The sequence below is a fragment of the Paenibacillus sp. FSL R5-0527 genome, from assembly GCF_038008055.1.
Lineage (GTDB): Bacteria > Bacillota > Bacilli > Paenibacillales > Paenibacillaceae > Fontibacillus > Fontibacillus macerans.
This window is the reverse complement of sequence record NZ_JBBOYI010000001.1, coordinates 6545768-6563293: the sequence shown is the minus strand read 5'-3', so window position 1 is coordinate 6563293 and position 17526 is coordinate 6545768. Positions and strand designations below refer to the sequence as shown.

Below are 17526 nucleotides of genomic sequence, written 5' to 3'. Positions count from 1 at the left end.
GAAAAAAATGCCATTGCTGCAGGTGGAAGGTTTGCGGAAAGTATACGCGGACGGAACTGTAGGGCTGGGCGGCATCGATATCCAGGTAGAGGCGGGCGAATTTGTCGCGGTCATCGGACCGAGCGGAGCGGGCAAAAGTACGCTACTCCGCTGCCTGAACCGGATCGTTGAGCCAACGTCGGGCAGCATCCGTTTTCAGGGAGAACAGACCGTGGGAGCCAGCGGCCGGAAGCTGAGACGGCTGCGCCGGGAAATCAGCATGATCTTCCAGGGCTTCAATCTGGTGGAGCGCTTGTCCGTTCTGACCAATGTCCTGCACGGCCGGCTTGGCTATATGAGCTGGTGGCGCGGCGCGTTGGGTTTGTTCTCCAAGCGGGACATTCAGGAGGCCGAGCGCCTGCTCGAGCGCGTCGGTTTGGGAGAGCAGATCTATAAGCGGGCCGATGAGCTGAGCGGCGGCCAGCAGCAGCGGGTCGGCATTGCCCGGGCGCTCGCCCAGAAGCCGAAGCTAATTTTGGCCGACGAGCCGATCGCCAGTCTGGACCCGGCTTCCTCCGAGACGGTGATGAGCAGTTTGCACCGGTTTTGCAAGGAGGACGGCATCGCTTGTCTGTGCAACTTGCATCAAGTCGATATGGCCCGAAAATACGCGACCCGCATCATCGGTATCCACAAGGGGACGAAAGTTTTCGACGGTACGCCGGAGGAGCTGACGGATGAGCTTATCGCCAAAATCTACGCCCGGGAACCCAAGGACGCTTCATTTAGCGAGCCGGAGCCCCGGCAGGCGGCGGAGGTGGTCGTATGAAGCGGGATTGCCGCGGGCTGCGTCATATCCGGCAAACCAAACGCAATCAGTTGCTTCTTTTTGCCGTCCTGCTGATAGGGTTGACCGTGTGGTCGGCGATTGGCACAAACTTCAATCCTGCAGCGCTTTCAGGCGGACTCGGCAACGGGGCGAGGTTTCTGTTCGTCGATTTGCTGCCGCCGGATACCGCCAAGTTTCCCGGTCTGATCGATCCGGCGTTGGATACGATTTACATGAGCTTTGTCGCCATGGTCGTCGGCTCGCTGATCGCCGGCTTCCTGGCGCTGTTCGCGGCGGCCACGACCTCGCCGAATTCGGCGCTGCGCGTCGTTGTTCGGGGGTTTTCCGCCTTGCTCCGTAACATCCCGGTGATGATTTGGACGATTTTGTTCGTCGCTTCCTTTGGGCTGGGCAATCTGGTGGGCATCTTATCCCTGGTCCTTGTCTCGGTCGGCATGCTCGTACGCTGTTACGCCGATTCGCTGGAGGAGATCGATATGGGCCAGGTCGAGGCGCTGCGGGCAACCGGAGCGGGTTACTGGGCCGTGCTGACGCAAGCCGTGCTGCCGCAGTTTCTGCCCAGTTTTATCGGCTGGTCGCTGTTCAATCTGGAAATCAACGTGCGGGCCTCCACCATCGTCGGTATGGTCGGCGGAGGCGGGCTGGGCTTTGCGATCCAATCCGGTATCAAACTATTCCAGTACAAGGAAGTCAGCATGGCGATCATTCTCGTGCTGATCATTGTCCTGGGCACGGAATTCTTGACCGGCCGAATCAGAAGGAGGCTAATTTGAATGAACGAACATACTCCAAACGTTACGGCCGTAAATGGGCGATTGCGGCTGGCCAAACGGCACGCGGTCAGGCGCAAGCTGGCGTTCTCCGGGTATGGAGCCGTTGCGGCCGCCTTTTTCGTATTTTGTCTGATCCAGCTTGATCTCGATTACGGCCGGCTGCTGGAAGGAGCGGCGAAATTCGCCGGCACGGCGAGCAAAATGTTTCCCCCGGACATCTCGCAATGGAACTATGTGTTGTCTGCGGCGGCGGAGTCCATTCAGGTGGCCGTACTGGGCACGGTGCTGGCGATTGTCATCTCCTTTTTCCTCGCTTTTCTGGCCGCCGACAATATTACGCCGCATCCGGCGGTCGCCTGGCTTGTTCGCGGCGTCGCTTCCTTGCTGCGTGCAATCCCGACGCTGGTGTGGGCGTTGATCTTCATTGTGGCGGTCGGCATGGGGCCATTGCCCGGCGTGCTGGCGATTATGATCGGCGCTGTCGGAAGCCTGATCAAAGTGTTCGCCCAGTCGCTGGAAGAAGTGGACGAAGGCGTCATCGAAGCGCTGCGGGCCACGGGCGCGGGCTGGTTTGCGATCGTTTTGCAAGGAGTGCTGCCCTGCGCGGTGTCGGCGCTGCTGGCATGGTGCGTCATGCGGTTCGAGGGGGATTTGGCGGAATCGACCATCCTGGGCGCGGTGGGCGCCGGCGGCATCGGATACGAGTTGTCCCACGCGATGCGGAGCTACAAGTTTGATCAGGCATTATTCGTCGGGTTTGTTATTTTTGCCATGGTGTTCAGCGTCGAGCTCATTTCCAATCGGTTGAAGCTGAGTTTCCGCAAAAAATCGTAACCAAACGTTCAAATGGGAAGGGGCTAATTTATAATGACCAGAAAAATCGAAACAGCCGGCTTGCAAGGTGAGCGGGTTAGACTGGAGCGGACGGAAGTGGGGGAACTGCGTTTGTCCTGGCTGCGGGAAGAAGCGAACCTGCCGGTGCAAATCTATTGGAGTTCGCAGCCGCAATTCGAGGAACGGGAGGCCAAACTGATCGCGGAAACATTGGGCCCGTCCGCGTGCGCTTTTCCCGATCCGCAGCCGGAAGGGCGCAGCTATTATCATATCCGGCTGGGCGATGAGCTGCTGCCGCCGGTGGCGGAGCGGATCGTTCCCTTGCAGCGTGTTCCGAACTTCCGGGATATGGGCGGTTATGCGGCGGCTGAGGGCCGGCGCGTGCAGTGGGGCAAGCTGTACCGTTCGGCGGAACTCGCCCGCATGACGGAGTGGGACAGGCAATATGCCCGCAGTCTGGGCATTGTCTGGATCTGCGACCTGCGCACGCCGGGGGAAGTCCGCCGCTATCCGAGCCCGCGCATCAGCGGCGAATTGAACGAGAATCTCTCCTTTATGGCTTCGGCCGATCCTGGGGAGATGGCCTCCGTCAGCGCGGACGGCATGACGATAAACATGCTGGCCGATGCGAACCGGATGATGGTCGGTAATACTGAGCTGGCGGCCCTTTTCCTGCGGCGGCTGCTCGATCAGGGGGGAGCGCCGGTTCTGTTCCACTGCGCGGCGGGCAAGGACCGCACCGGCTTCGTCGGTTCGTTGATTTTACAGGCGCTTGGCGTCGATCGCAAAGATATCTTAAGCGATTATGCGCTGACGAACCGGTTTGCGGAGCGCCTGAACGGCGAAGTCGGCGGCGGGGGCGACCCGGCTTGGGCGGAAGCGATGAAGCACTTGCCGGAGGAAGTGCGGTCCGCGCTGATCGAAGCCAGACCTGCCTACCTGCAAGCGGCTTTTGACGAGATTGACCGCAAGTACGGCGGCTTCGAAACGTATTGGACGATTGGACTGGGCTTGAGCCTGGAAGAGCTGCGCCGGCTTCGCGATTTTTATTTGCAGTAGAGATTCAGCCAAACAAAAAAACTCGGCCCCGCCGGCTAAAACCGGTCGGGCCGAGTTTATTATTGCATCATGATGGTCTTAGAATACTTGGACTACCTCTTCCACGCCTTCCACTTCTTCAAACAGGGCGCGTTCGATCCCCGCTTTGAGCGTGATGGTGGAGCTTGGGCAGCTGCCGCAGGCACCCATCAGTTTCAGTTTGACGATGCCGTCCTCCACGTCGACCAATTCCACGTCGCCGCCATCGCGTTGCAGGAAAGGACGCAGCTTGTCGAGCACTTCGGAAACTTCGTCATACAATCTATCTTGTACATTTTCGCTCATCTATGTTCAACTCCTTTCTTGACTTATTATAATACAGAATAGATAAAATTTAAATGCTTCTTAAGCGGGAGGCCGAAAAGTGAAGCCGATTATTGAATTTTGTGCAAACAATGCCGGGTTCGGGACCGGCGAGGCGATCCGAAAAGTGCGCGAGCAGCAGGAGTGCGACGTATACGAATACGGCTGCCTGACCAACTGCGGCACCTGCTTTATGTTCCCATACGTGCTGGTCGACGGGGAGCCGGTGGAGGCGGAAAACGCCGACCGGCTGTATGAGCGGATTCTGCTGAAAATTAAGGAATCCGCGTCCGCGGACTAACGCAAATTAAATCAGGCACATTCCGAGTTTATCCAATATGATGCTTGGACATCCACAGCACGCCGCTTTTGAGCAGGCGCGGGACGCGGCCCTTCACCTGCGTTTTGCCCATGAGGCCGAAACCGGCTTTTTTGCCCAAAGAACCCAGCGTCCCTTTCAGTTTGATCGGGTGCAGCCGGGGCTGTTCACCGAGCCACAATGCGGAGGCGACTTGAGCGATTTGATGGCCTTGCCCTTCGGCCGCCTGCGCGCTGGGCGAAAACGGCAGGCTGGCGCAGTCGCCGCACACGAATACTTCCGGATGCTCCGGAATTTGATGGTATTCGTTCAGCAGCACGCGGCCCTGGCGATCCTTGGCCACATCCAGCGCCTGTACGATGTCGACGGGGCGGATGCCGGCCGTCCAGACGGTGACATCGGAAAGGATGTCGCCTTGTTCATGGTGAATGACCCCGGGTTCGAGGGATTGAATCGCTATATGGGACAGCGTTTCAACCTCATGCTCATGGAACCATTTCTCCACGTATTCCGATAGCTTCGGCGGAAAAGCGGAGAGCACGCGCGAACCGTGGTCAATGATGGCGATGTTCAGGTCCGGCCGGCTTTCCCGCAGCTCGGCGGCGACTTCGACGCCGCTGAGTCCGCCGCCGACGATGTTGATTTTACTGTACGGCTTCGCGTTGTTCAGCCGCAAATACGTTTCGCGAACCGCAGCGAACGACTGGATGGTGCAAGAATACTCCGCCGCTCCGGGAATCCCGTGGAAATTGTCGGTGCATCCCAGGGCGATCACCAACTGGTCATATTCCAACGGATCGCCGTCCTGAAATAAAATGCGCCGCTGCTCCAGCTCCACCGAGGCGACTTCCCCGTATTTGATCGTAAGCCCGGGATAATCGGGAAAAGAAACCCGCAATTCGTGGTCCGAGGCGGTTCCTGCCGCCAGGGCGTAGTATTCGGTTTTTAAGCTTTGAAAGGGCATTCGATCAACGAGGACGACTTGTATGTCCGAAGGGATGCGGCGGCCTTTGAACAGCTCGTGAATCACGGTCGTTCCGCCGTACCCTCCGCCAAGAACAACGAACTGCTTCTTCATTCGAATTCCCCTTTTGCCGGAACTTTAGGCGCAAGGCTTGATCCGGTCTTTATTCGTAAACTTTGATTTCGTTGTAGAACGTGTCCCGCTCGACCGGGATGCGCCCGGCCCCTTTGACAAGCCAGATCAGCTCTTTCAGCGTGAGCCCTTCCGGCGTTTGCGCTCCGGCCGCGTGGCTGATTTGCTCCTTCAAAATCGTACCGTGCACGTCGGAGGCTCCGAACGTGAGGGCGACTTGGGTCAGCTGCACGCCGATATTGATGAAATACGCCTTGATATGCTGGATATTGTCGAGCATCAGCCGGCTGATCGCGATCGTTTTGAGATCCTCGTACGCAGAATTCCGCCGCATGATGCTGGCGTTTTTGTTGCGCGGCTGCATGGACAGCGGAATAAACACGCTAAATCCGCCGGTCTCGTCCTGGAGTTCGCGGATTTGAAGCATGTGGCGAACCCGGTCCTCATACGATTCGATCGAGCCGTACAGCATCGTGGTCGGCGTTTTCATGCCTAGCTCGTGAGCGGTCCGGTGAACGTCCAAATACTGCTGGACATTCGCTTTTTCCACCTTCATTTTTTCCCGGTATTGATCGGACAAAATTTCCGCGCCGCCGCCGGTTAACGACTGCAGGCCGGCTTTTTGCAGCTCCACCAGCACTTCTTTGGTGCTGAGGCCGCTAAGCCGGGTGAAAAACTCGATTTCCGCCGCCGTATACGCCTTGAGCGTCACATGCGGAAAACGCTCCTTCAGCGCTTTCAGCGAATCCACATAATATTGAAAAGGGACATGATTATTATGCCCGCCTACGATATGGAATTCTCGAACGCCGGGGGTAATGTGCTGCTCCACGAAAGCAACCATTTCCTCGCCGGACAATGTGTACGCTCCTTCTTCGCCCTGATCTTTGCGGAAGCTGCAGAACGCGCAGTGCGACTCGCACACATTCGTAAAGTACAAGCTCATATTTTCGATAAAATAAACCTTTTTCCCATTTTTCCGCAAATTGACCTCATTGGCTAATTGCCCAATTGTCAATATATCGTCGCTTTCATATAGATAGACCCCGTCCTCCAGAGTGAGGCGTTCCCCGCGGCGTACTTTATCGGCAATTTCCGCCATTTTTTGCTCCGTGTTGGGGGTGACGACTGTGGACATGACATTCCCTCCGTTTCCAACGATTCTGACAATGAAACCACCATCCTATTATAAACCTCACTTTTTAAGGGGGCAATAAGCCTACCCCTTGGAAAATGATCCGGCAATGAGAAATATCGCTTTTTTCGGATTTATCGGATTTGTTGAGCGGATTCGGGTTGTGGAGTATAATTTCTTATAAAGGAGTGTGAAAAACATGATTACAATTACCGATAGCGCGCTGGCGCGAATTAAAGATATGCTCGCTGAGGAGGAAACGCCGAACATGTTCCTTCGCGTCGGGGTCAATCCCGGCGGCTGCAGCGGTTTTTCATATGGCATGGGACTTGACGATCAGGAGAGCGAAGACGACGTTTACATGGACGTCAAAGGGCTTAAAGTGGTGGTTGAAAAGGAGAGCATCCGTTATCTGAACGGGCTGGAGATCGATTTCAAGGAATCCGGCATGAGCGGCGGCTTCACCATCCACAACCCGAACGCCATCGCCACCTGCGGCTGCGGACAGTCGTTCCGGTTTAAAGATGAAGAAGGCGCGCCGCAGCCTTGTGATTGAGGAGGGGCGTAGCTCGCGGTTTCCATTTGTTGATCCAAGCGCAAGCCGAAACGGAAACCATTGCTCAAATGAACGTTTGGGGATGCGGCTCGCGCTGCTAAATTGAGCCTTATCGACCCCGATTAACTCTGTACATTAACAACCCCGAAATCAGTGTTTTAGGGTTGAAGATCACGGCCTCTACTGCGTAAATACACGCTTTGGAGGTCGTTTTATTATGTCGTTAAAAAAACGGGAGAGATGCGTTCCCAGGGGCCTGGACAGCCGCGAGTACCCACGAATCACCTGGACTTGCTGGACCTTTCGGCCTATTTTACATGATCGTCAACATTCGGCTACAGACGCTCAATAGTCGCGTGCGTTACGTATAAGCTGGAAGAGGGAGCCGCCGACGCGAATGCAGGCACGGAAGTAAGGGGCGGGAATATCGCGACGGCGCGAACGCGAATAGTGGCAGAAATGAAATATAGCGAAATAAAATAACTAGCACAGGCTTGCCGGAGCGTTCCCTTGGGCCTGCGCTGTTCAGAACAAATGTCTTGTGGGAAATTGTTCCTATTTGTCGTATTATTATATTAGTCCTATCCTCCAAGGAGAGTTAGGATAATAATATGCAAGGCGGAGCAGAATTATGTCGGATTACATACAGTTTCCCAGACTTGTTTTTCATGCAACGCTCTTAAAATACCTAGACTCCATAAAAGATAGAATTTTGATTCATCGGGAAGACGCCCTAATAAATCTTGATTTCGGTAAAGGCTTTTATACAACTACTAGTTATCAACAGGCCGCAGAAAGGGCAAAACTGCTGCAAGAAAGGGAACGCTCCCCTAAGAATGGAGCGTTGAGACGCGAAGACCGAGGAATTATAATTTCGTTTGAATTGGATTCACAGCTACTGTATACTGTTCCTAAGGAGCAAAGAAAAGTTTTCCATCAGTTGGATAGTGAGTGGGCAAATTATATAGTATTTAATCGTATGTATCGCACTTTAGATACGCCTCATGATTTTAAATGGACATACGGTTCACTTGCTGACGGTAGGGCTATCGGGTATCTGTGTAAACAGTATGTATCTGGTGAAATATCTGTAGAACAATTGATTCATGGATATACTCAAGATGGATATGATTATAAAGGTATCGCTCCTTACTCGGAGAGGTACAACCAACTCTCATTCCATGAGGATGAGGAACTAGTGAACTTATCTCTCAAATTTAATAAATTTGACATAATCGATCAATATAATAGGACAAAACAAGTGAGGTGGTAAGCATGATTAATAATTTAGATATGGCGGATATGTGGTTGATTACCGAAATCACAAAAGAAATCTGCTGGAAATTTGGTGTAAGTGAAAGTGCAGCGAAGAAAATGATTAAAGAATCGAACTTCATGTCACTATTGCAATCTATGCCGGAACAGGTACATCATGAGTCCCCTCAATCTTGGGCTATGTCAATTTCTAAACAGTCTGGATTACACGAATTAGTCTAAAAGTGTTAAAATTTAACTAATGCCAGCTTTGCGGAATCTCTTCGCGAGCTGGCGTTTTTATTAGTGTCAAAATAACACTCAATCTTACCACCCTGTCACTTCTCCTCCGGGCTGGAAAAATCGGCCAATTCCATTTAAAGATAAAAAAGCAAACTCAACAGTCGGCGGCCGGTATGCTATTCTTCTGGTGCAAAGTCGATCAATTCTCTGATATCTGTAATTTCCAACGCATGAGCAATTTTTGCTAACATTTCGAGATTCACTTCTTGTCGGTCAGGACTGCAAAGTTTTGAAATGCGAGCCTGTGCAATTCCTGTTCGCTCTTCCAGCTCCTTTTGAGTTATACCCTTCTCCTTTAATAACCCCTTGAGTTTGACTCTAATTTTCAACAAAATAGAAACCCTCCTTGACTAAATATGACCATAGGCGTATATTATAAATATAACCTCAAGCGTATAGTCGCGAAGGCAAGTATACCATCTTTTTTCGGAAAAATATAGTTTTTCCGCTAATTTGTTGCACCCATTTTTAGATTTAGGAGGCGAAGACCATGTATCGTGGAGGCCGACGGATAAACGGGCGGCTATATGTCCGGACACGCGGCGGAAACTGGATTGATTTACGGTTAATTATTTCAAATTTAAGCAGGATGTAGCGGCATTGGAGGGATGATTCGAGTGAACCTCGTAAAAGTAACGGAGATTTGCGAAGACCCCGACGGTTTAGGCGAAACGAGCGTACTTGTCTACGATGGGGTCAAATTAAGCGGAAATATCGCGGCCTACGTGGATCGATCCGGCACAGGCACGTATCTCGTTGTTGAGAGAGTCATTGAAACGGAGAGCGGGCTGCGGACGGTCAGCGATCCCGGCAGCGTATTGTTTGACGCCAATCTGCCGAAAAAGCTAACGATTCTGGAAATCGCTGCTATGACCGCGCTCGAATTATTGGAGGTGCTTGCACATGCCGGAAACCCTTGATCTTGAACGCGTCTTGGTCGTCGACGGCTATTTCTGCGGCGATCCGCTCGATTATGATCTGCACCGGGCGTGGCTAATCCGCGACGACCTGGCGCTATATTTTAGCGGTAACTATCTCGTTTTGCGCTGTGTCATACGCTATGCCGACACCGCAAACCATCCGCGCCTTTACATTTCACGCGAGATCAAGTATTCCGTTCGGGTCGCGAAGGGGATCGAGCAGACGGACGAGATTGTCGCGGAGGTGGCCTCCTGCCTGCTGCGGATGTCGGCGCTCGACTTTCTTGTCGAATGTGTTATAAACGATCCGGACGCCGGGGAAGAGTTCAGAGTTGTACGATAGGGCTGCGCTACCCGAAGAACCTACGCGGCTGCAACGGCTCAAGGTGCGCCAACACCGCAAGGGACCTTTTAGGAATATTTATCCACCATTTTAAGTAAATAATTTCGAAATTCTTCAACATATGATTTGGGTTCTACGATTTCTAGATTTGTACCGAAACTTGCTAAAAATTGAAATCCAATACTGTTTTGAGGAACATGGATGGTTGCCAAAAAAAGTTCAGAACTATAGTTTTCAATACTCTTTCGACCATACCTTTCCATGAAATGATCTTTTATGCTGGGCGAAATCAACGCTTTTACAGCGACTAGTTCCGGTTGATAACTGGCTTCATGTTCCTGTTCTAATGAATAATCTCTAGGGTTAAATGTTTTTTCATCCATTTGAAGATGATCGATCCGAGATAATTTAAATGTTCTATACCTCATACGATGTAAACAGAATCCTTTCAAATACCAACTCGTTTCGCTAAAATGAAGCTGGCATGGCTCGACCATTCTATTCGTTTTTATACCATTTTTATCAATATAATCAAATAAAATTAACCTTCTCGCTAGTATTGCTTCTTGACACTTCTTCAAGGTTTGACGAATTTCAGACCGGCCCTCCCAATCATAAAATGACAGTTGGATTGAACCCTTCGGAGACAAGGGGCTAACCATGGTTTCTATTTTTTTAATAGTCACTGCAACTTTTTCGCTAATTAGAATTTGTTCTAATCCGCCGAGCGCAGTCAATATATTCTCCAAGTCGGAGCTGCTTAAAAGACGCTTATCAAGCTTGTATTCATCCATAATACTGTAGCCACCATGAACTCCATTGATGGAATAGATGGGGATGTTTGATAAGCTCAGTGTTTCTATATCACGAAGAATCGTTCTTTTGGAAACGTTAAATAATTGTGTGAATTCTTTGGTTGAAACAACATCCTTTTTCAGCAAGATCATGATGATGGATATTAGTCGCTCAACCTTTTCCATATGTTCTCCTTCTTTTTTGGCTCAAAACCGAGATAAGGGCCTTGACAAAATAAATTATGATAGCGTTCGTGTCCTGGTATCCCTGCGTACTGCTTTTCACGATTATTCCTTTTGTTCAGGGGGGAGAGGGTGGGAGCTTATCACGGTCCTTTCAATTTTCCATGTGCCTTGCCCCATTCCTCCCGTCAGGTCTGCTTCACTTCGCTTAAACCTCCTTCCACAAACCTGTCTACCGATCTCGAAGATGTTCCCCCAAACATATTTTCTTTTTCTGATTTTATGTTCCTCTATGCTTCCGGATCAAACGGGATAATCGTGCAAAGCGTCCGGACAGCGGATGTTGAACTGCCGATATTTCTTACCATGATTGGTTACCGGCTTGACTGTCAAGCGCTGAGTATTAGGTTGAGCCTCTTTTTTTGTACTTTATTTATAAATGGTGACATACATATGTCACCTCTTATTCATTATACTACATTCATAACAAGAAGGAGGTTTTGCTTTATGTCGGCTATTGTATATTTAAACTTTTCTGGAGTTGCAGAACAAGCGATTGATTTTTATTCGAAGGCTTTAAATGCGAAAGAAGTTAAAAAAGTAAAATTTAAGGATTTCCCGCAAGATCCAAACTACCCATTGCCGGAAAATGAATTAAATATGATCATGGAGTCTTCAGTCGAATTTGCAGGCGGAAAAATCATGATATCGGATATTTTACCTTCCATGATGGCGGTAACAGGGGAACTGGTGAAAGGAAATAATGTACTTATTAGTCTGGTCAATGATGATAAACAATCATTGGAAGAATACTTTAAACAGTTGTCTGTTGGCGGCCATGTTGTAATGCCGTTATCCAATACGCCTTGGTCTTCGTGTTTTGGAATGCTGGTTGATCAGTTCGGAGTTTCCTGGAAATTTAATAGCGACGCGGATCGGTTTCTTGATAACGTAATTTCAAACAAACAGTAACTCATTCTAAAAAAATGGTCTTGCAACTGAAGACCATTTTTTTAATGTACCCATTAACTTAAACAGGTATATATGGATCATTAAATTAGAAAGGAAAAGGGACTTTTAATCATGGAAATTGAAAATTTAATTCAAGTAAAATCGAGAGGGGATTTAAGGATTTGGCTGCAGGAAAATTGCAAGATTGAAAAGTTCTGCTGGGTGTTGGTTAGTATGAAGCCCACCCCTGATATGTTGTTATATTTGGACGCCGTAGAGGAAGCGTTGTGCTTTGGATGGATTGATGGGGTCAAAAAGAAAATATCTGAAACGGAGCTGGCTCAGAGACTGTCTCCTAGAAGTAAAAAAAGTTCATGGACTGAATTAAATAAAGAACGTGTCCGCCGCCTTGAAAAGTTGGGGGTAATGAGAGATGAGGGAAGAAAGGTTCTTCCTGATATGAATCCGGATTCTTTTAGAATAGATAAGGGGATAGAGCAAAGGCTAAAAGAGGAAATGCAAGTATATGAGAACTTTATGGCTTTTCCGGATCTTTATATAAGAGTGCGGATCGACACAATCCAGAGCGTTAAAAATCAGCCGGAATTATTTAAGAGTAGATTAGACAAATTCATAACAAACACGAGAGAAAATAAAATGTACGGTCAATGGAATGATAATGGCCGTTTACTGGATTATTAAAAATTGGCGATCTGCTGAGGGGAAAGCTTTAGCGGTGGAAACGGCTGCGCAGAGTACATATAATTCGTTTTAGGAACGGTAAAACAAAATGCAGGCTTGCGGAGTAATTCCGTTGGGCCTGGGCTTTCTTGCGTCTTCGACTATATATAGTCGTGCGCGCTTGGGCTTGCTGCGGTATGTCCGCTTAGGTATAATTGGGGTATCGATATTCACCATCCGTTGATCTAAATGGAAGCCATTATGGAACAATTTTTTGTAGATACAGATCGTGCCCTCTATACGCATAATCTTGCGATTACTACGTATTGGGGGCGGTTTTTATGTCGTGAACGACGCATCCGAAACAGAGCCCAAATGCTCCGCGAAATCTTATATGGTTAATTCCTAATGAAAGGACGTAGTAGCATGGAAGAAACACTGAAAGAAATGGTAGCTATACTCCACGCATTACGTGAAGGACAAGAGGTGACAAACGCAAAACTAGACGGAATGGAGCAACGCCTATCCCTGGTTGAAGGCGAGGTTAAGGGTGTTAAGGAGAGCGTCGATTTTCTTGTTCACAAGATGGGCGAGCACGACCGTGACTTATATGTACTTAAAACAAAACATGGGTAAATCACTAACGTCATGTAACAGCAGCGTTATCATCGCGTAACCAAGCTGTCCAACCCGTGTGACTCTGTTAAATTGAGAAGTTTCAATTGGGATAAGGAGCTTAACTAGTAATGTGAAATGTTAAACGCAGAAAAGCGCCGCGATTAAACGGCGCTTTCTTTATGTCGCAATATACGCGAGACAACACCGGCTCCAATCGCCTGCATGGCCGATTTTACGAGGTACTGGCCGAGAATGGCTGCCGGAACCGCGGACCACGGAAGGATTCCGGCCCCCAGCGGAGAGAGTCCGACGATGACAAAAACCGCACTATCGACCGCGCCGCCAACCAGACCGCTGTATAGCACACGTTTTGCCAGGCTGGCTTTCAGACGCGTAAATATCTCGGTATCAATCGTTTCGGATAGCGCAAAAGTAATCGCGCTGGCCACGGTAATAAGCAGCGTGTCGCCAAGCAGGGCCGACGAGATTGCGGACAAGACTAGAGCTGCTAAAATTACCAAGTATGTTGCGCGGCGTCCGATCCGTTTTTGCACCAGGTCCCGAAGAATAAACGTCGCACCTATCAGAAACGTCCCCATCGGAACGATAAACGGCCCCCAAGCCAGAGGAGAAAAGGCCGCCGTTATTACGTTTGCACTGATAATGGCCAATAAATACAAGATGACCCGGATCAAGCGGCCTCACCTAACCTTTCGTATTTTTTTCGTGCATAGCCAAGTATACCATCTTCTTTATGCTCCGTCTCCGCCGTTTCGGCATGCGGCTGAATAACTAAAGTAAAGGCGTGGGTTCTCTAGCCTGAGAACACCGCGCCTTTTGACTTAATAGTATTCGCCTGGTCTATACACCGCAACTGCTTCAAATTTAAACCCAACAATTCTTCGGCCAGACACAACGTTCTGATTGGAATTATCCAATTGATTAAGAAAATGATTTGTAAGCCATCCGTCTGATTGGATATTTCCAATAGATTGGGTTCGGCAGTGAGCAAAACAGGCGGGTTGAGCGAATTCTATTGGATTTTTCCAATGGGAGTTCAAGCTTGCGGGCGATTTCCTCCAATCTATTGGATATTTCCAATGAGAGGTAGAGCCAATGAGAGGTAGAGCCAATGAGAAGTGGAACCGCTGAAGCGACGGCCTTTGAGAAGTGTAGCCACTAGAGCGGCGGCCTTGCTGCGGCTTCCGCTGCGTTTTGGCGTTGGACACTTTTGTTTTTTGCCAATCCCGTTCACCAACCCGCCTATTTCACTTCCTCCAGCAACTCGGGCGAATCGTTCCGGACGTTGCCGACCTTCGGCGAGACCGGATAGGCTCGCATTTGGTCGGCATCGTAGGGCCGGAGCAAGCGGAGCAGGGCAGGGACGTCCGCATGGTCGCGGGCCAGCCACTCGGCCTCGTCTTCCCGTTGGAGGATGACCGGCATACGGTTATGAATTTCGGCCATCAGCGCATTGGGCTCCGTAATGATGATCGTGCAGGTGGCGAGTTTGTTCCCGTCCGCGTCCGCCCAAATGTCGTAAAGCCCGGCCAGGGAGAACGGGCCGCCGTCCTGCAGGACGATCCGGTACGGCTGCTTGATGCCCTCCCGCTGCTGCCATTCGTAAAAACCGTCGGCCGGGATGATGCAGCGGCGGGAAGCCAGCAGGCGGGCGAAGGAAGGCTTTTCGGTTAACGTCTCGGCCCGGGCATTGATCATTTTGCTGCCGATTTTATCGTCCTTCGCCCAGGAAGGCACCAGCCCCCAGCGCAGTTCCCCCAGCCGGTTGCCCGTTTTGCCCTGGATGATCGCGGGGATAAACTGCATGGGAGCGGCATTGTACCTCGGCATATAATTGAAGATTGCCGATTCCTGGATAAGGTAATGCAGCATTAATTCATCGATCGGCAGTGTAATCGTAAAGCGCCCGCACATATCGAATCCCTCCCGCAGGACTATTCTTTGGATGATCCGTTTACGCTTTCCGCATGACCCGCGGCCGCGGCGTCCGCCTCCGGCTCGTACAGCCCCGAACGCCGTTCGAACCATTGGAACAGATGCGTGCAAATGACCTTGAGCACGGCGTATCCCGGGACGGCCAAAATGATGCCGAGCACCCCGAACAGATTGCCGGCGGTCAGGATAACGAAAATGATCGTAATCGGATGGATTTTCAGCGACTTGCCCATAATTTGCGGCGAAATAAACTTGCCTTCGATCAACTGCACAACCGTCCAGACGACAATCAGCTTCACCAGCATGATCGGCGACGTGACGAGGGCGATGATCAATGCGGGCGTAATCGCAATCGCCGGCCCCAGGTACGGCACGATGCTCGTAAACGCGGCGATGATGGCCAGCACAAGCGAATAGTCGAGCCCGATAATCAGGAAGCCGACGTACATCAGCGCCCCGATGCAGAAGCTGACGATAATTTGCCCGCGGATGTAGGAGCTGATCTGGCCGTTCATTTCCGTCATGACATGGTGGGTTTGCTGGCGCAAACGGACGGGTACGAATCGTAAAATAAAATGCGGCAGTTTTTTGCCGTCCTTCAGCAGGTAGAACAAAATAAAGGGTACGGTAACGATCGCCAGAACGACGTTTTTGACCGCTCCGATAAAGCCGCCGATGCCGGACCAGGCGCTATTGAACAGCGCGGTAGCCCGTTCGGATAACGTGTTGCCGAGATCGTTCGGGTTGAATCCCGTCGATTCCTGGAGCTGATAAAAGAAATCGCCCCCGATCAGCTCCTCAAATTGCCCCTGAATTTCGGTGCTGTATTGCGGAATATTTTCAATCAGGCCGGTCACCTGCTGCTTCACCAGAGGAACGACGCTCATGATGACCACCGTGATGATCCCCGCGATGAAAAGATATAAGGCGGTAATGGTGTAAACCCGCCGGACTCTTTTGCCCTCCAGCCAATCCACAAGCGGATTCAGCAGGTAGTAGATCGCCCCTGTCAGCAGGATCGGCAGCAGGACGGTTTTGAGCAGCACCGTGAGCGGTGTGAACACAAACGAGATTTTGGTGAATACGAAAATATTCAAGCCAATAAGCAGCAAAATCAGCAGAAACAGCACAAAACGATTGTTGATGAATAACTTTTTGAACCGTTCGCTCCAAAGCTGAGTGGCTCCCATGCAATTTTAACCCCCTGTAATCCTGACTCAAACTAACATTAAAATTTTATTTATGTAGAGTAATACGTATCAGAACGATTTGGTTCCAAAAAAAATGGCGCCGGTAACGTTCCGAATCCATGATCCGCGGCCGGGGGGCCAGCTTGCATGCTAGAAAAATTGACGGTTAACCATCATTACGATCATGCCGGCGGCGACCAGCGAAAAGACGATGCAGCCGATGCCCAGTCCTTTGCGCGAGCTTTTGATCATTTTGAACCCGGTCAGGAACAAGGCGACGGTAATCGCCGCCAGGATCAGCGACATCGCGATCATCGCAAACCAGTACAATACTTGAAAAAATTTAGCCTCAAACGATTGCCCCGCATTCAAAACTTTCATTCTCCTCTCTTGATAGGGTGTAATCCATTGTTTTCCTCATCATATACGCTAATTCCCCAAAATTGCAAAAAATGCTTCCGCAAGCGGCTACCCGCACGCCTCTGAAGGGCGGACGGGAAAAGAGGCGGGAAGCCTCGGACAAACATCCAAGAACATCTCTCTTTCTTTGAGTAGTATATCGTATAGTGCGAGAAAGGGGATGGTGTAATGGCGGGAAGACAGCTGGCCAATAAATGGCTGAAAACCGAGGCGCTACTTAGCAACGCGGACGTGGCCCCCCACATACCGCTTACCCGATTGTACAGCGCCGACTCCCTGAAGCAAATGCTGCATCAGTTTGGCATGGTCGTGATCAAACCGATTCGCGGCGGCGGGGGATACGGCGTAATCAAGGTCACTTATGCAGGTGGGATTTACGCTTTTACCTATATGTCAAAGCGGAGAGCATTCTCCAGTTTCGAGGCGATGTTCCGGGCGCTAAACCGCGCCAAAGTCGGGCGGAAATATATCATTCAGCAAGGCATTCATCTGGCCACGATCTCCGGACGGCCGATCGACTACCGGGTCAAAGTCGTCAAAAGCAACGGAACTTGGGTTTATCGCGCCATGGTGGGACGCCTCGCCAGACCGGGACTGTTTGTCACCAATCTCTGCAAAGGCGGAACGATGCTGAGCGCGCATGCAGGGCTGGTACGGTCGTTGGGCCGGAAAGCCTCCATCCGCAAACGCCGGGAAATGCGATCGCTGACCAATACCTGTGTGCGCATTTTGGAAAATACTTTTCCGGGCATCGGGTCGCTCGGGTTTGATTACGGCCTGGACCACAGCGGAAAGATATGGATTTTTGAGGTGAATACACGACCGCAGTAAGAAATGAATCGAAAATCTATGATTCTCAAAAAAAATTTTTGGTAGAAAAGACGGTGCGGCCATCCTGTGAATAACTTTTATCCACATTATCCCAATACATTTTTCAACGCTTTTCGCCGATTAATAACATGTTATTCAC

Annotated in this window: 23 protein-coding genes; 14 read left to right on the top strand and 9 right to left on the bottom strand. The window is 50.5% G+C overall.

Going from position 1 to position 17526, the window contains the following annotated elements; all coding sequences use genetic code 11:
* Window positions 1-7 precede the first annotated feature (7 nt).
* From phnC to NYE69_RS29510, 4 genes are read left to right on the top strand one after another with little or no spacing between them, the layout of a single operon-like run.
* Entirely contained in the window at window positions 8-808 is an 801-nt protein-coding gene (phnC, locus tag NYE69_RS29525; RefSeq protein WP_340929546.1) for a phosphonate ABC transporter ATP-binding protein, read from the top strand.
* A complete protein-coding gene (gene phnE / locus NYE69_RS29520) occupies window positions 805-1602 on the top strand; it encodes a phosphonate ABC transporter, permease protein PhnE (RefSeq protein WP_340929544.1) in 798 nt (265 codons plus the stop codon). Before phnC ends, phnE (NYE69_RS29520) begins: the two co-directional genes overlap by 4 nt.
* Entirely contained in the window at window positions 1603-2436 is an 834-nt protein-coding gene (gene phnE / locus NYE69_RS29515; RefSeq protein ID WP_328271351.1) for a phosphonate ABC transporter, permease protein PhnE, read from the top strand. It abuts the gene before it with no gap.
* A 33-nt stretch (window positions 2437-2469) separates the two neighbouring features.
* Window positions 2470-3495 carry a tyrosine-protein phosphatase gene (locus tag NYE69_RS29510; RefSeq protein ID WP_340929541.1) on the top strand — a complete coding sequence of 342 codons (1026 nt, stop codon included), beginning with the start codon at window positions 2470-2472 and terminating at the stop codon, window positions 3493-3495.
* Window positions 3496-3573: 78 nt separating this feature from the next.
* Here NYE69_RS29510 and NYE69_RS29505 read toward each other — a convergent pair whose 3' ends face one another.
* Window positions 3574-3819 (bottom strand): NifU family protein, encoded by a 246-nt coding sequence (locus NYE69_RS29505; protein ID WP_036620067.1) that lies wholly within the window; start codon window positions 3817-3819, stop codon window positions 3574-3576.
* Between the two features lie 79 nt (window positions 3820-3898).
* Here NYE69_RS29505 and NYE69_RS29500 point away from each other — a divergent pair, with 79 nt between their 5' ends.
* Window positions 3899-4138: a YuzB family protein gene (locus tag NYE69_RS29500; protein ID WP_328271349.1), complete on the top strand. Its 240-nt coding sequence runs from the start codon at window positions 3899-3901 to the stop codon at window positions 4136-4138.
* Between the two features lie 28 nt (window positions 4139-4166).
* Here NYE69_RS29500 and NYE69_RS29495 read toward each other — a convergent pair whose 3' ends face one another.
* Together NYE69_RS29495 and mqnE are read right to left on the bottom strand one after the other, a co-directional pair.
* Complete coding sequence (locus NYE69_RS29495) at window positions 4167-5234, bottom strand: NAD(P)/FAD-dependent oxidoreductase (RefSeq protein WP_328271348.1); 1068 nt, start codon at window positions 5232-5234, stop codon at window positions 4167-4169.
* 49 nt (window positions 5235-5283) lie between these two features.
* Complete coding sequence (gene mqnE, locus NYE69_RS29490) at window positions 5284-6390, bottom strand: aminofutalosine synthase MqnE (protein ID WP_340929536.1); 1107 nt, start codon at window positions 6388-6390, stop codon at window positions 5284-5286.
* A 196-nt stretch (window positions 6391-6586) separates the two neighbouring features.
* Here mqnE and NYE69_RS29485 point away from each other — a divergent pair, with 196 nt between their 5' ends.
* The 3 genes from NYE69_RS29485 to NYE69_RS29475 all read left to right on the top strand — a co-directional run bounded on the left by NYE69_RS29485 (window position 6587) and on the right by NYE69_RS29475 (window position 8440).
* A complete protein-coding gene (locus NYE69_RS29485) occupies window positions 6587-6943 on the top strand; it encodes a HesB/IscA family protein (RefSeq protein WP_128629706.1) in 357 nt (118 codons plus the stop codon).
* A gap of 631 nt (window positions 6944-7574) precedes the next feature.
* The gene (locus NYE69_RS29480; RefSeq protein WP_328271346.1) at window positions 7575-8216 is read left to right on the top strand and encodes a DUF3990 domain-containing protein; all 642 of its coding nucleotides are present in this window, start codon (window positions 7575-7577) and stop codon (window positions 8214-8216) included.
* Window positions 8217-8218: 2 nt separating this feature from the next.
* Window positions 8219-8440, top strand: coding sequence for a hypothetical protein (locus NYE69_RS29475; RefSeq protein ID WP_328271345.1), 222 nt, complete (start codon window positions 8219-8221; stop codon window positions 8438-8440).
* 176 nt (window positions 8441-8616) lie between these two features.
* Here NYE69_RS29475 and NYE69_RS29470 read toward each other — a convergent pair whose 3' ends face one another.
* Complete coding sequence (locus NYE69_RS29470; RefSeq protein ID WP_328271344.1) at window positions 8617-8832, bottom strand: helix-turn-helix domain-containing protein; 216 nt, start codon at window positions 8830-8832, stop codon at window positions 8617-8619.
* Window positions 8833-9117: 285 nt separating this feature from the next.
* On the opposite strand from NYE69_RS29470, the gene NYE69_RS29465 reads away from it, so the two are divergent.
* Together NYE69_RS29465 and NYE69_RS29460 are read left to right on the top strand one after the other, a co-directional pair.
* A complete protein-coding gene (locus NYE69_RS29465; protein WP_340929531.1) occupies window positions 9118-9420 on the top strand; it encodes a hypothetical protein in 303 nt (100 codons plus the stop codon).
* The gene (locus NYE69_RS29460) at window positions 9404-9763 is read left to right on the top strand and encodes a hypothetical protein (protein ID WP_328271342.1); all 360 of its coding nucleotides are present in this window, start codon (window positions 9404-9406) and stop codon (window positions 9761-9763) included. The genes NYE69_RS29465 and NYE69_RS29460 overlap by 17 nt, the downstream gene beginning before the upstream one ends.
* Window positions 9764-9831: 68 nt before the next feature.
* On the opposite strand, the gene NYE69_RS29455 is transcribed toward NYE69_RS29460, so the two are convergent.
* Window positions 9832-10743, bottom strand: coding sequence for a helix-turn-helix transcriptional regulator (locus NYE69_RS29455; protein ID WP_328271341.1), 912 nt, complete (start codon window positions 10741-10743; stop codon window positions 9832-9834).
* 504 nt (window positions 10744-11247) lie between these two features.
* Here NYE69_RS29455 and NYE69_RS29450 point away from each other — a divergent pair.
* From NYE69_RS29450 to NYE69_RS29440, 3 genes are all read left to right on the top strand, one after another.
* Complete coding sequence (locus NYE69_RS29450) at window positions 11248-11712, top strand: VOC family protein (RefSeq protein ID WP_328271340.1); 465 nt, start codon at window positions 11248-11250, stop codon at window positions 11710-11712.
* A 111-nt stretch (window positions 11713-11823) separates the two neighbouring features.
* Entirely contained in the window at window positions 11824-12393 is a 570-nt protein-coding gene (locus tag NYE69_RS29445; protein WP_328271339.1) for a YdeI/OmpD-associated family protein, read from the top strand.
* Window positions 12394-12798: 405 nt separating this feature from the next.
* Window positions 12799-13008: a hypothetical protein gene (locus NYE69_RS29440; protein ID WP_328271338.1), complete on the top strand. Its 210-nt coding sequence runs from the start codon at window positions 12799-12801 to the stop codon at window positions 13006-13008.
* Between the two features lie 143 nt (window positions 13009-13151).
* Here NYE69_RS29440 and NYE69_RS29435 read toward each other — a convergent pair whose 3' ends face one another.
* The 4 genes from NYE69_RS29435 to NYE69_RS29420 all read right to left on the bottom strand — a co-directional run bounded on the left by NYE69_RS29435 (window position 13152) and on the right by NYE69_RS29420 (window position 16517).
* Complete coding sequence (locus tag NYE69_RS29435; RefSeq protein ID WP_340930567.1) at window positions 13152-13682, bottom strand: VUT family protein; 531 nt, start codon at window positions 13680-13682, stop codon at window positions 13152-13154.
* Between the two features lie 571 nt (window positions 13683-14253).
* Window positions 14254-14925, bottom strand: coding sequence for an SOS response-associated peptidase (locus NYE69_RS29430; protein WP_340929527.1), 672 nt, complete (start codon window positions 14923-14925; stop codon window positions 14254-14256).
* Between the two features lie 20 nt (window positions 14926-14945).
* Window positions 14946-16136 carry an AI-2E family transporter gene (locus tag NYE69_RS29425; protein WP_340929525.1) on the bottom strand — a complete coding sequence of 397 codons (1191 nt, stop codon included), beginning with the start codon at window positions 16134-16136 and terminating at the stop codon, window positions 14946-14948.
* 150 nt (window positions 16137-16286) lie between these two features.
* Window positions 16287-16517, bottom strand: coding sequence for a hypothetical protein (locus NYE69_RS29420; RefSeq protein WP_340929523.1), 231 nt, complete (start codon window positions 16515-16517; stop codon window positions 16287-16289).
* A gap of 207 nt (window positions 16518-16724) precedes the next feature.
* On the opposite strand from NYE69_RS29420, the gene NYE69_RS29415 reads away from it, so the two are divergent.
* Window positions 16725-17387, top strand: a complete 663-nt coding sequence (locus NYE69_RS29415) for a YheC/YheD family protein (protein ID WP_340929521.1) — start codon at window positions 16725-16727, stop codon at window positions 17385-17387.
* The last annotated feature ends 139 nt before the right edge of the window (window positions 17388-17526 follow it).

Bases quoted from the DNA above. Each gene is read 5' to 3' on its own strand.
- phnC (WP_340929546.1), top strand. From the start codon at position 8: ATGCCATTGCTGCAGGTGGAAGGTTTGCGGAAAGTATACGCGGACGGA.
- phnE (WP_340929544.1), top strand. From the start codon at position 805: ATGAAGCGGGATTGCCGCGGGCTGCGTCATATCCGGCAAACCAAACGC.
- phnE (WP_328271351.1), top strand. From the start codon at position 1,603: ATGAACGAACATACTCCAAACGTTACGGCCGTAAATGGGCGATTGCGG.
- NYE69_RS29510 (WP_340929541.1), top strand. From the start codon at position 2,470: ATGACCAGAAAAATCGAAACAGCCGGCTTGCAAGGTGAGCGGGTTAGA.
- NYE69_RS29505 (WP_036620067.1), bottom strand. From the start codon at position 3,819: ATGAGCGAAAATGTACAAGATAGATTGTATGACGAAGTTTCCGAAGTG.
- NYE69_RS29495 (WP_328271348.1), bottom strand. From the start codon at position 5,234: ATGAAGAAGCAGTTCGTTGTTCTTGGCGGAGGGTACGGCGGAACGACC.
- mqnE (WP_340929536.1), bottom strand. From the start codon at position 6,390: ATGTCCACAGTCGTCACCCCCAACACGGAGCAAAAAATGGCGGAAATT.
- NYE69_RS29485 (WP_128629706.1), top strand. From the start codon at position 6,587: ATGATTACAATTACCGATAGCGCGCTGGCGCGAATTAAAGATATGCTC.
- NYE69_RS29480 (WP_328271346.1), top strand. From the start codon at position 7,575: ATGTCGGATTACATACAGTTTCCCAGACTTGTTTTTCATGCAACGCTC.
- NYE69_RS29475 (WP_328271345.1), top strand. From the start codon at position 8,219: ATGATTAATAATTTAGATATGGCGGATATGTGGTTGATTACCGAAATC.
- NYE69_RS29460 (WP_328271342.1), top strand. From the start codon at position 9,404: ATGCCGGAAACCCTTGATCTTGAACGCGTCTTGGTCGTCGACGGCTAT.
- NYE69_RS29455 (WP_328271341.1), bottom strand. From the start codon at position 10,743: ATGGAAAAGGTTGAGCGACTAATATCCATCATCATGATCTTGCTGAAA.
- NYE69_RS29450 (WP_328271340.1), top strand. From the start codon at position 11,248: ATGTCGGCTATTGTATATTTAAACTTTTCTGGAGTTGCAGAACAAGCG.
- NYE69_RS29445 (WP_328271339.1), top strand. From the start codon at position 11,824: ATGGAAATTGAAAATTTAATTCAAGTAAAATCGAGAGGGGATTTAAGG.
- NYE69_RS29440 (WP_328271338.1), top strand. From the start codon at position 12,799: ATGGAAGAAACACTGAAAGAAATGGTAGCTATACTCCACGCATTACGT.
- NYE69_RS29430 (WP_340929527.1), bottom strand. From the start codon at position 14,925: ATGTGCGGGCGCTTTACGATTACACTGCCGATCGATGAATTAATGCTG.
- NYE69_RS29425 (WP_340929525.1), bottom strand. From the start codon at position 16,136: ATGGGAGCCACTCAGCTTTGGAGCGAACGGTTCAAAAAGTTATTCATC.
- NYE69_RS29420 (WP_340929523.1), bottom strand. From the start codon at position 16,517: ATGAAAGTTTTGAATGCGGGGCAATCGTTTGAGGCTAAATTTTTTCAA.
- NYE69_RS29415 (WP_340929521.1), top strand. From the start codon at position 16,725: ATGGCGGGAAGACAGCTGGCCAATAAATGGCTGAAAACCGAGGCGCTA.